This is a genomic window from Actinomycetota bacterium, assembly GCA_030774015.1.
Classification (GTDB): Bacteria; Actinomycetota; UBA4738; order UBA4738; family JACQTL01; genus JALYLZ01.
In genome coordinates, this window is sequence record JALYLZ010000078.1 from 23,363 (window position 1) to 33,957 (window position 10,595).

The window sequence follows — 10,595 nt, forward strand, 5'->3', positions numbered from 1 at the left end:
GAACTTGACTCGGTCACCAAACGGTACCCCGCCAATGGCTCCGTCTCCGTCGCCGTTGATCGTGTCTCTCTCGCAATTCCTCCGGGGCAAGCCGTGGCGGTCATGGGACCTTCCGGCTCCGGTAAGTCGACGCTCCTCCACCTGCTCGGGGCCATGGAGCGCGCTGACGAGGGCACCGTTCGAGTGGGCGGCCAAGAGATCACCCGGCTCTCCAGACGAGCGCAGGCGACGTACCGGCGCAGCATCGGGTTCGTGTTCCAACGCTTTCATCTGCTGCCGGTGCTCACGGCGCTCGACAACGTGGCGGCGCCCGTACTCCCCTATCGGACCCCCTTCGACAAGTTCGCCCGGGCTCACACGCTTCTCCGGGCGGTTGGACTGGGCGGCAAGGAAGCCTCCCTCCCTTCCCGCCTTTCGGGTGGCGAGCAGCAGCGCGTGGCGATTGCGCGAGCGCTCATCAACGCGCCCGGACTCTTGCTCGCCGACGAGCCCACCGGGAACCTGGACTCAGAGACCAGCACCGAGATCATGCAACTCCTGCTGGATCTACAGGCGGAACGCCAGATGACCATCGTGGTCGCCACGCACGACCCCATGGTGGCCACCCGCTGTCAGCGGATCATCCGGCTCCAGGACGGGCGCGTGACGGAAGACTTCCCCCTCGTCGGAAGCGAGGGTGGGGAGGACAGTGAAGACGCCTTCCACCGAATCACCGGGCTCGGCCCGGGAGCCTAGCGTCGCGCGCTGACAATTCCGCAGGCCTATTTGGCCACGGACTTCCTTGGGGCTGGCATCTCGCTTCCGGCGGATACCCCGCCTTGATGCTGTTCAGCCCCGGCGCTCCGAATGAGCGCCTTAGCATGCTTCTCGGCAAGGTCCACGACTCCCAGGTTGGCCTTGGTGTGCAGGGCCGCCGCCTCGATCAGGAGTGCCACCAGGGCGTCCTCGTGATGGCGCGCCCTCAACTCACCGAGAGCCGCCAGCTCCGCAAGGTACGCCTGCCGCTGAACTTTGATGACGCGCCGAAGCTGGTCTCGACCGAGCCGCGACCCAGCGAAGACCTTCAGGAACAGGTCGTCTCGATAGCCGCCCTCCTTCACGAACGGCTCTGCCAACCAGCGCTCGAGTTCTTGCCGGCCGGAGTCCGTCAGCTGATAGACGATCTTGTCCGGCCGGTCGGTCTGGCGAATTCGCTTGGCTACGACCAGCTCGTCCCGTTCCAAGCGGTCAAGCACCTGGTAGAGGTGGCCGATGTTGAGTCCACCCCACTGGGGTCCGACAGCGTCCTCGAAGGTGGTCTTGAGCTCGTAGCCATGCGCCGGTCCTTCAGCCAGAAGGGCCAGCACAGCGTGATGAATCGGCATGTCGACCTACTTCCTCTTAGTTGCCCGGAAGACCGGTTCTCCGGCCCACAATCTACCGAATGAGCAGGGCGGATTCGAGTCCGCGGGTCGACTTCCTGTCTCGTCCGCCTCCGAGCCCAAGTCAGAGAGGCTCCCCCGAGGGCCCGATGCAAGTACAGGCCGGCGCACCATCAAGACCTTGAGGGTGCACCAGACCAGAGGAGAGGCCAGTCCCGCTTCTTGCTCTTCCTGAAGTTGCGAGTTCGTGTATCCGGCGTGGACCAGATAGAAGCGAGACGGCAGGTTGATGATCCCGGTCTTGGAGGCCACTCCGCCAGAGCCAAAGGGGGCCCCTTCCCCACGGACTCTCCGCCACCGAAGCACTCGCTCATGGCTCGATGAAGAACAGCACGTCCATGGTCCTCAGCCACGCCGTCTCCACCGGTGAAGAAGTCGCAGGCCCAGATACCCTCTGCTTGAGACCTGAGGAACTCAGTCCAGGTCGGTCCGTCCCGCCGGGGAGCCGGACCGATGCCGGCCCGGCGCAGGATCGACCTGATCGTCGAAGCGCCGATCCGGATGCCGAGCTTGCGGAGCTCGCCTGGATCCTCATGCATCCCCACCTGGGGTTCTCCCGGCCGATGCGGACGACGAGGTTCCTGAGATCGGAGTCGATAGGAGGACGGCCCGGGGCGCTCTTCCGGCGGTAGGTCCACCTCCGACGCACCAGCTCCCGATGCCAGCGGAGGAGCGTTTGGGGAGTGACCAAGAACGATGACCATCGCTCGTGCGGCAGGAGCGTGCTCGCCGCGGCCATGAACACTCGGTCGAGGCGATGGAGTCGAGGACGCGTCGACCCGCGGCGCAGAACCGCGAGCTGGTGGCGGAGCACGGCATTCTCAACCTCGAGGGCACGCTCGCGCGACTGGCCGCCGGCGAGCCGGAGCCACCGGCGAAGCACCGCGTAGAGAAGGAAGAAGAGCACCGGCGGATGGTACGGAGGTGCTGGTCAGCAGGCGAATCGAGGTTTCCGCGCCCTACAGGTTTCTCTGGCGTCGCAACAATGTACCGGAGGAGAGGTGCCGAATCGGACGTGGGCGACCGATGCCAGGCCTCGGCTGGTCACAGGGCCCCGAGTCGGCCCTTCAGGAGGGACGACGTTGCGGGGGCCGACGCCATCTTCAATCGTAAGGGCACCGTCGCCGAATCAGTCGGCCTTGGGCCACGAGAGGAAGAATGGTGCCTGCTCTGGCTAATGACTCCCCTCGGGCGCGAGCCTTCCCCAACTCGATTGACGCTCCCGGCTCGTGCCAATGCTCAACGCCTTCAACCCAGCACCTGGCGGTATCGATGAGCGCAACCTCTTCGATCGTATCGGCCTCCTTCTCGCGCCCTTTCGGCAACCCCAACCGCGTCAAGTTGGTCCAGCCGAGTCGCCGGGTCGCGTCGAGCCGGCGCCCCTGCGTCAGCTCAATCGTTCTCGACGATCTAACGCCCTTGACAATCGTTGTGGCTGCGGCGTAGAAGTAGCGGTAACCCCCCGAAATGCTTCGTTATGTTTCGCCGTCGGGGGTGCATGGGGTGGCACAGATTAGGCTTCTCGATAGTCCTTTCATCGTATCGTCAAGATTGGGCTGTCCCCTTTCCCGGCCGGAGTTCCAAGCGAGGAATCCCCAGATCGCCGCCTCTGGTGGGACCGGTCCACCGGGAGGGGGACTCGTGCATCATGGCTGAGTTCGCAACGCGCATCGTCCCCTACAAGCCGGCGGGGCCCTCCAAACTGGGGCTCGCTCTGTCGGGGGGCGGCTTCCGAACGGCCTTCTTCCACATTGGGGTGCTGCTGCGCTTGGCGGAGTTGGGCGCACTGAAGCACGTGGAGGTTTTAGCCACGGTCTCCGGCGGATCCACGGTGGGGGCCGTCTTCTACATCAAGCTCCTCCACCGCTTGACGGAGTCCGGCGGATCACCACTCGAAGACGGCGACCTCGCGGCGCTCGTGACGGAGATGGCCGAGGCCTTCCCGGGATGCGTGAAGCGCAACGTCCGGGTGAGGACGTTCTCCAACTACTTCCGGAATCTGCAAATGTGCCAGGCAGACTACTCGCGGAGCGACCGGTTCGCCGAGCTGTACGACGCCCTCTTCCTCGAAGAAGCGAACGGTTTAAGTCCAGGGCTCAGAATGCGCGATCTGGAAGGGGTGGCCCGCATCCCGTACGGTGCCCCGTCGCGAGGCGAGAGGCCATCGCTGTTCCTGAACGCGACCTCGCTGACGACGGGACGGGCCTGGCGGTTCTCGCCGCTCACGATGGGAGAGTCCGCTCTCGCCGGGCAGGCACGCGACATCGACAAGGTCACGCAGTTCGCCTCGCCACCTCGATACGACGACCTCCGGAAGCGCCCCGGAGACGTCCCGGTTTCGGTGGCCGTCGCCGCGTCCTCCGCCTTCCCGGGCGGGCTGCAACCGATGGCCATCTCCGACATGTACGAGGGCATCCGCATCCAGCTCACGGACGGGGGCGTCCACGACAACCAGGGCATCCAGACGCTCATCGACATGGGGTGCACCCACTTCATCGTCAGCGACACCGGCGGCCAGATGGCCCCCGAAGAGCAGGCCCGGACGTCATTCGTTTCAGTGCTCCTGCGCACCCAGAAGATCCTGTACGGCAGGGTCCGCCAGGAGGAGCTGTTCCGAGCCTCGGAGCGCCGCCGCGAGGAGCATGCGCCGACGCCCCTTGCCCTCATCCACCTCCGCAAGGGTGAGGCCGTGAAGCGAGTTCCCTATCTCACCACCCCCACGGGGACGGGCGACTCGCAACCCTTGGAGCAGAGCTCCGAAGTTCCGGGGATCGACCCAAGGGCCGTCGAGCTCCTGGCCGGCATTCGAACCGACCTCGACTCCTTCACGGAAGTCGAGTTCAAGTCGCTGATGACGACGGGGTACCTGGTTGCGGACTCGGCCGTGAGCGATCCCGACTGGGCCGGGGGGGAGTTCCTGTCCACCGACCCGCCCCCCCTCGGCGGAGAAGCGCTGGGCCGCCATGAGGTGCGGGGCTACCTGGCGCATCCGACCAAGGAGTACCTGCGACAGCTGAAGATCGGCCAGAGCAGGTTCCTGAAGGTGTTCCGCCTGTACACATCGCTTGCCATCCTTTTTCTCGCCGCCGTGGTCTTGGCCGCCGGTGCGGCCGGATGGGCACTGGCCAGGTCCTGGAACTCTGGTATCTCCCTCGGGTGGCTGATCGTGGGCGTGGTGGTCGCGGCCATGGGCCTGTTGATCCCCACGACTACCTGGGGAGCAAAGGCCCTTGATACCCAGGCCGCGACGATCCTGCGCTGGATCAGGAACGCCCTCCTCACCGCCTGGATCGCAGCTGTATGGTCCAGCCTGTACCTGGCGCTCCTTGAGCCCGTCTTCCAGCGAGGTGGACGCCTGGCCCGGCTGCGCAAGCGGGGCGTTCCTGCGACCCCTGAAGCGGGTAGCCCAAGGTGGACGGCCGAATGAGCCAGACTCTCGACGCTGAACCAGCCACCGCCTCTACACCCACAGCGGAACCGGACTCGGAATCAGTCGACGACGTCCTCGAGGGCTTCGTCCCCATCGAGAATTGGAGGCTGCGGGGGCTCGTACGGAAACTGTGGTGGATCCAGCTCGCGCTGATCCCGGTCGACTGGGCGCTGTTCGACCGACTGGGAGCTCCCGGTCTGAAGCTGGTGCTGATCCTCACTCCCCACGTGTTCGTCAGCATCGCGTCCTTGCTGGCCTACCGATGTCTGGAACGGATCAGGGACGACGTCCTCCGCGCGCTGTGGCAGCGAGGCGTCATCGCGCGGAGGGAGCGCCGCGCGGACTCCATGCGGCCCGGTTCGAAGGACGACGACATCAAGGGAACTGGGTCGGCTCCCCGCATGCGAAGTGAGGCGCTGCCGCTGATCCGCCATTCAATCGACATCCAGTACACCGCATTCATCAGAAGGCTCCAATATCGGCTAAACCGGTGGTGGCCGGGCCTCGGTCTGGGGCTGCTCCTCGGCCTCCTCTTCTACGCGTTCTTCCCCTCGGTGGGGTTCCGCTGGGGGTTCCCGCTGGCCCATCCCTTGCATGTGGCTGATCTTCATCCGGTGGCCCGCGGACTACTGACCGTCGACCTGGCCATCCAATTCCTGCTGGTGGTGGCTATCGGATTCGTGGCCGTCCGTCTGATCGTCCTAGCCCGCGCGGTGCGCGACCTGGCGGCCGACTTCGACCTGTGCCTCCTGCGTCAGCATCCCGACAAGTGCGGCGGCCTTGCTCCCCTCGGGGGACTGTGCCTCTCGATCGCCGTGATCTGGGGCGTGGTGGCCGTCTACCCGTCGGCATGGCTGTTGATGCTTCGGGCGGGGTCTTTCCGGGAAACGAACTTCTTCGCGCTCGCCCATCTCACCCCCAAGTCCAACGGCCTCCTGTCCCGCGTCGCGGCGCTCCAAGATGCGGTGGCGAACCTGTCCCAGAACACCCCGAAGGCCGTCCTGTCATCGAAGACCGCCATGCTCCAGGCCACCCTCGATCTGGAATCAAGGGTCACCCACCACGCCCTGAGCTGGTTGACCGCCTACGTGGTCATTGTATTCGCGCTGACGTTCGCCTTCGCCGTGCTCACCTTCTTCGTTCCCCTGTACTTCGTTCACCGGGCGATGGTCCGACAACACCCCGATCTGTACGCGGAGGCCGCCGTGATCGGAAAGCGCATCAACGTCTTCGCGGAGGCAATCGGTAGAGCCGCCGCCCGGCTGGAGCTCGCTCCCGCCACGAGTCCCCCGTCAGAGGGGTCCTCGGTCGGACCGGAAGAGAATGCCGACGAGACCGCGAGCCGGGATGTGGCTCATCCAGTGAAACACGAGGAACAGGAGGAGTTCGACTCTCTCGTCAAGAGACTCGATTCTCTCCGGGACGCCCACAGCAGGAGCAGCTTCATCCCTCGCTGGCCGTTTGACGTCAAGGTCTTCGCCAAGTTCGTCGGCGCCACCGTGATCCCGCTTACGGGCATCACGGTGTGGCTCCCGGCCATCATCGGCAAGCTCGTATCGCATTGAGGAGACTCTGGCCAGTTGAGACTATCAGATAAGTGCGTGAGCAAAGGCTGATTCATCCCTCAAGACTGGGCGGATTCTCATTCACGTGGCGGTGGGGGCCCTCAGCTCCGAATTCCGTCGGCCGCCGTCCTTGGCTCGTGCCCTCTTGGCGGCAGTGGGTCCTTGGTGATCGGGCGTATTCAACCCAGCCCAATGGTCGAGTTGTCTTGGGCGGATCGATAGCCATTTGCCTTCCAATGTGACCCGAGAGTAAGATTCACATCCCTAGGCGGAGGACGCACTTGAGGAACAAGATAAGGGGCCCGGAAGCTGCGCCCAAACCGACCAAGCGCCATTCCCGCTCACCTCGTCGAAAGGTCCGACGACGACCACCCGGCGGCACCGGGCGCTGGTGCCTCTTCGCTCTCACCCGGTCACCCACCGCGGTGGCTTTTCGAGCCACAACTCCCCTGCACGACCTTCGAGTGTTCAACCTGTAGAAGGGAGAGCCTGTGGCCGGAGGCGACGTCCCACCTGGACCCATGTCTTCACCTCCCGGCCAAAGGAACGGCGAGGCTGGTTTGGACTTGATCATGGCGACGGCCGGTCTGCAATTGGAAGCCGAGTGGGACAGGAAGAAATCACTAGAACAGCGCGGCATCACCGTAGTCACCACCTCGGGGAGTCTGGTCACGTTGGTGTTCGCGGCTGTGACTATCGTCAGCAAGGGCACCCATTTCGCGAATCTCTTTGAACACGAGCATCATCTCATCGCGACCGGACTGTGGCTGTTTGTGGCAGCGGCTGTGCTGGGCCTATTCAGCAACGTGCCTCTCCCAGGGTACAGGGCGATTCGCAGTCACCTCCTTAACGAGCTCTTTGAAGAGGCCCAGTCTGGCCAGTTGATCCAAGGCGCCCTGTTGAAGAACGAGCTGGATGTTCTGAGGGCTGCCCGCAAGATGAACCGACTGAAATCCTATGGCCTCGCTGCCGCACTAGGATGCGAAATTGGTGCTGCCATCTTTCTGGTGGTAAGCGTTGCCTACATCGTAGGCCATAGCTAGCCTTGGCCCGTCCCTGGTCCTTGTCAGAGATAGGCCGCGCGGGTTGTGAGGCAGCCGATACCATGAGCCAATCACATGCGGCCCCCTACTCAATCTATAGCGCTGGAGGCGCAGAAAGGGCCGATTCGCTTATTGGGTAAAGAAACCTCGATCGCAGGCTCTCGGCTTGGGAGAGACACTGAACGGTATCCCTGTAGGGCGCGAATACCCGGGATCATCACGTCGCGTCCACGTGGTACTCGCGGATCAGGCCACCGAGGACGGCCATCCCACGGACAAGACTCGGCGACGCCGGCTGCAGCGGGATAGGGCACGGGACCGGCACCCTCAGCTGCAGGCCGCGGTGGGGGCGCTGCCGGTTGTAGTGCGCGACGTACCGGCGCAGCACTCGCTCGAGGTGAGACCTCGACAGGAGCAGCGTCCGGTCCAGGCATTCGCCACGGATGGTTCTCACCCATCGTTCGGCCACCGCGTTCGCCCGTGGCGCCCGGATCGGCGTCCGGGTCACGTGGACCGCTTCGGTCCGGAGCACCTCGTCGAAGGACCCGCGGTACTTGGCGTCCCGGTCCCTGATGAGGAACCGCACGTTCTCGAGCCGACCATTGAGGGCGAGGTTCCGAGCCTGCTGCGTCACCCAGGCGGAATTCGGGGTGGGCGGTCACGCCGGCGAGGTGAACGCGCCGTGACCGATGAAGAACAGGACGTACAAGGTCCGGAGCCAGACCGTCTCCACCGTGAGGAAGTCGCAGGCCCAGATACCCTCCGCCTGGGAGCGGAGGAACTCGGCCCAGGTGGGCCCGTCCCGCCGAGGGGCCGGGCCGATCCCGGCCCGGCGAAGGATGGTCCTGATCGTAGTGGCCCCGAGCCGGATCCCGAGCTTGCGCAGCTCGCCTTGGATGCGCAGGCTGCCCCATCGGGGGTTCTCACGGCCCATTCGTATCACCAGGTCCCGGAGCTCCGGGTCCACTGGAGGCCGGCCGATGGCAAGACGATGTCGGTACGTCCACTTTCGACGGACGAGCTCGCGGTGCCACCGGAGCAGGGTCTGGGGGGTGACCAGGAACAACGACCATCGTTCCCTGGGCAACATCCGGCTTGCTGCGGCGAGGAAGATCCTGTCCATCGGGTGCAGCCGCGGCCGCTTGACGCCGCGCCGGAGCACGGCGAGCTGATGCCGAAGCACGACGTTCTCGATCTCGAGCGACCGCCGAGCAGACGTGCCGACAAACACTCGGAGTGCCCGGCGAAGAGCCGCGTACAGGAGGAAGAAGAGCACCGGCGGATGGTACGGATCAGGTGGTCAGAGGGCGAATCGGAGTTTCCGCGCCCCACACGCCATCGCCCAGCCGGATCCAGCGAAAAGACGTCGTCGGAGGCTTGATCCACGAGTACTGCGCGGGCGCAGCGTGATGATCCGAGTTTCCGCGCCCTACAGTTCCGGCGGCCTGATGGATCGGAGTATTGGCACCCTTCAGACAAACTGGAGGGCCTGACGAATGCTCGGCTTCGGGAGCTGGGTGGCCGGCTGGAGTTCTGTCCGGGCGTTCCGGACTTCCTCCCCCTAGCCCGCTCCAAGAACCGAGATGTGATGAAGATCGAGGTCGCGGTGCTCAGGCACCGTCCTGCCAGGTCGTGGGCATCCAAAGCAGCGGCGGGATCGCACCCGTCGAACCTCGCTTTGGTGGGCCCGTCGTTGTATCGGCCAGGACAAGGCCTATTGGTCGAGCAACATCATGTCGGTCCCGACCCCCGATGAGCAGTTGACTTTCCTCAACATGAAAAGCTCATAATCTAGACGGGATGGGGTGGACCACACTGTGCGTTGTCGTTCATGGGTCCGATGCCGTATTCGACTTGCTGGGTGATGCTTCCTGCGCTGAGTATATCGTCGTGGATGTCGAGAACACCCTGACGGGTTACCGGCCAACTGCCTCCCAAGTACGGGCTGCGGTGCAGCGGTTGACGGGGGCGCTCGGAGAGCCAGGCCCAAGACTGATTCTGACGTCCAACAGCCGCCGGATGCCGGCAACTTCGTTGGGTTTGTCTCCCCTTGTCGGCTGGATCCCTCGAGCCCGCAAGCCATGGGGCAAGGAACTTCGCGGCCTCTACAAGCGACTCCAAGGCACGCGAACGGTCGTGGCTGGCGACCAGCCCCTTACCGACGGGATGGTTGCATGGCTCCTGAGGGCCCCCTTCGTGTACCAGGACCTCGCCGCAAGCGATGAGCAGCTGTGGCCGCGCCTCATTCGAAGCATCGGGGATCACGTCATCATCAAGTTCATGGTGCGCCAAGTAGATGCGGACAGGCTGATCGAAGCTCTGTGCGCCAGCCATGTCTGACATGACCCGCGAGGCTGACGCGGGCGATCAGCTACTGATTGCAGACTTCGAGGCGACCCGCGAGGACGATCGCGGCGGTGATGCCGTTGCGACGGCCCTGATCAGCATCGGCATCGCCCTGCTTGGCGGCCTGGGAGTCGTCGTCTTCAAGTCGTGCCCGATGCTTCATCGCACCCACGGCTGCTTGAATATCCCTCGCCAGATCCTCGCCCTCCTCCCCTTGGGTCCATTGGCGGTGCTCGCGTTCTTTGCTCAGGTGGGGACGGTCGCTACCATGCGGAGCTTCTACCTGCGTGAGCTCGAACGCGAACTGGCCAGCCGTCTCGGTGTCTCGGCAGGCCAACTGCGCCGCATCCCATCGCTGCGCCACCTGACGATGCCACTCGTCAGCCAACGACGCGGCATCGGTCCCTTCCGCGTCCTGTCGGCGCTTTGGCCGGCAGTCCTGCTGATTGCGTTCGGCGGTCTGAGCGCCCTCTCGGTGAGCTTGGCCGCGCCTCTTCCTCTAAAGCTGGGGGCAGGCCTCCTGTATCTCGTGGGGGCGGCGCTGTTTGGTTGGGTGACCCGCGCCGTGTTCGCCCGAGGTCGAGAGCTCTATGACAAGCTCGCAGAGGGGCTACCTGGCGAGTTCGACCGGCCTCTGGGCCGAGCGACTGCCCGCGATCAGGAACGCGTGAGGTAGGCCGCTGGCTGGTCGGCAAGCTGTAGGCGGCCGGGCTCAGTCCCGCCGGTTTCCCGGCAGGTGCATCGTTCCGGCGCGTCGTGGCCCCGCTTCGCCAGCGGCCCCCTGTCAAAC

9 protein-coding genes are annotated in these 10,595 nt (G+C 64.7%); 6 read left to right on the forward strand and 3 right to left on the reverse strand.

What is annotated here, in order from left to right; all coding sequences use genetic code 11:
• Positions 1-102: 102 nt before the first annotated feature.
• Entirely contained in the window at positions 103-735 is a 633-nt protein-coding gene (locus M3Q23_08090) for an ABC transporter ATP-binding protein (protein ID MDP9342046.1), read from the forward strand.
• A gap of 26 nt (positions 736-761) precedes the next feature.
• Here the strand turns inward: M3Q23_08090 and M3Q23_08095 are convergent, their stop codons facing one another.
• On the reverse strand, positions 762-1,364 hold the full coding sequence (locus tag M3Q23_08095) for a PadR family transcriptional regulator (GenBank protein MDP9342047.1): 603 nt from the start codon (positions 1,362-1,364) through the stop codon (positions 762-764).
• Between the two features lie 1,705 nt (positions 1,365-3,069).
• On the opposite strand from M3Q23_08095, the gene M3Q23_08100 reads away from it, so the two are divergent.
• The 3 genes from M3Q23_08100 (at position 3,070) to M3Q23_08110 (ending at position 7,459) form a co-directional block, all read left to right on the forward strand.
• The gene (locus M3Q23_08100; GenBank protein ID MDP9342048.1) at positions 3,070-4,848 is read left to right on the forward strand and encodes a patatin-like phospholipase family protein; all 1,779 of its coding nucleotides are present in this window, start codon (positions 3,070-3,072) and stop codon (positions 4,846-4,848) included.
• The gene (locus M3Q23_08105; GenBank protein MDP9342049.1) at positions 4,845-6,416 is read left to right on the forward strand and encodes a hypothetical protein; all 1,572 of its coding nucleotides are present in this window, start codon (positions 4,845-4,847) and stop codon (positions 6,414-6,416) included. The genes M3Q23_08100 and M3Q23_08105 overlap by 4 nt, the downstream gene beginning before the upstream one ends.
• A gap of 566 nt (positions 6,417-6,982) precedes the next feature.
• Complete coding sequence (locus M3Q23_08110; GenBank protein MDP9342050.1) at positions 6,983-7,459, forward strand: hypothetical protein; 477 nt, start codon at positions 6,983-6,985, stop codon at positions 7,457-7,459.
• Positions 7,460-7,676: 217 nt separating this feature from the next.
• Here the strand turns inward: M3Q23_08110 and M3Q23_08115 are convergent, their stop codons facing one another.
• Together M3Q23_08115 and M3Q23_08120 are read right to left on the reverse strand one after the other, a co-directional pair.
• Entirely contained in the window at positions 7,677-8,045 is a 369-nt protein-coding gene (locus tag M3Q23_08115; protein MDP9342051.1) for a transposase, read from the reverse strand.
• Positions 8,046-8,117: 72 nt separating this feature from the next.
• Positions 8,118-8,735: a helix-turn-helix domain-containing protein gene (locus M3Q23_08120; protein ID MDP9342052.1), complete on the reverse strand. Its 618-nt coding sequence runs from the start codon at positions 8,733-8,735 to the stop codon at positions 8,118-8,120.
• A gap of 614 nt (positions 8,736-9,349) precedes the next feature.
• On the opposite strand from M3Q23_08120, the gene M3Q23_08125 reads away from it, so the two are divergent.
• Together M3Q23_08125 and M3Q23_08130 are read left to right on the forward strand one after the other, a co-directional pair.
• On the forward strand, positions 9,350-9,799 hold the full coding sequence (locus M3Q23_08125) for a hypothetical protein (protein ID MDP9342053.1): 450 nt from the start codon (positions 9,350-9,352) through the stop codon (positions 9,797-9,799).
• Positions 9,792-10,481 (forward strand): hypothetical protein, encoded by a 690-nt coding sequence (locus M3Q23_08130; protein ID MDP9342054.1) that lies wholly within the window; start codon positions 9,792-9,794, stop codon positions 10,479-10,481. Before M3Q23_08125 ends, M3Q23_08130 begins: the two co-directional genes overlap by 8 nt.
• Positions 10,482-10,595 lie beyond the last annotated feature (114 nt).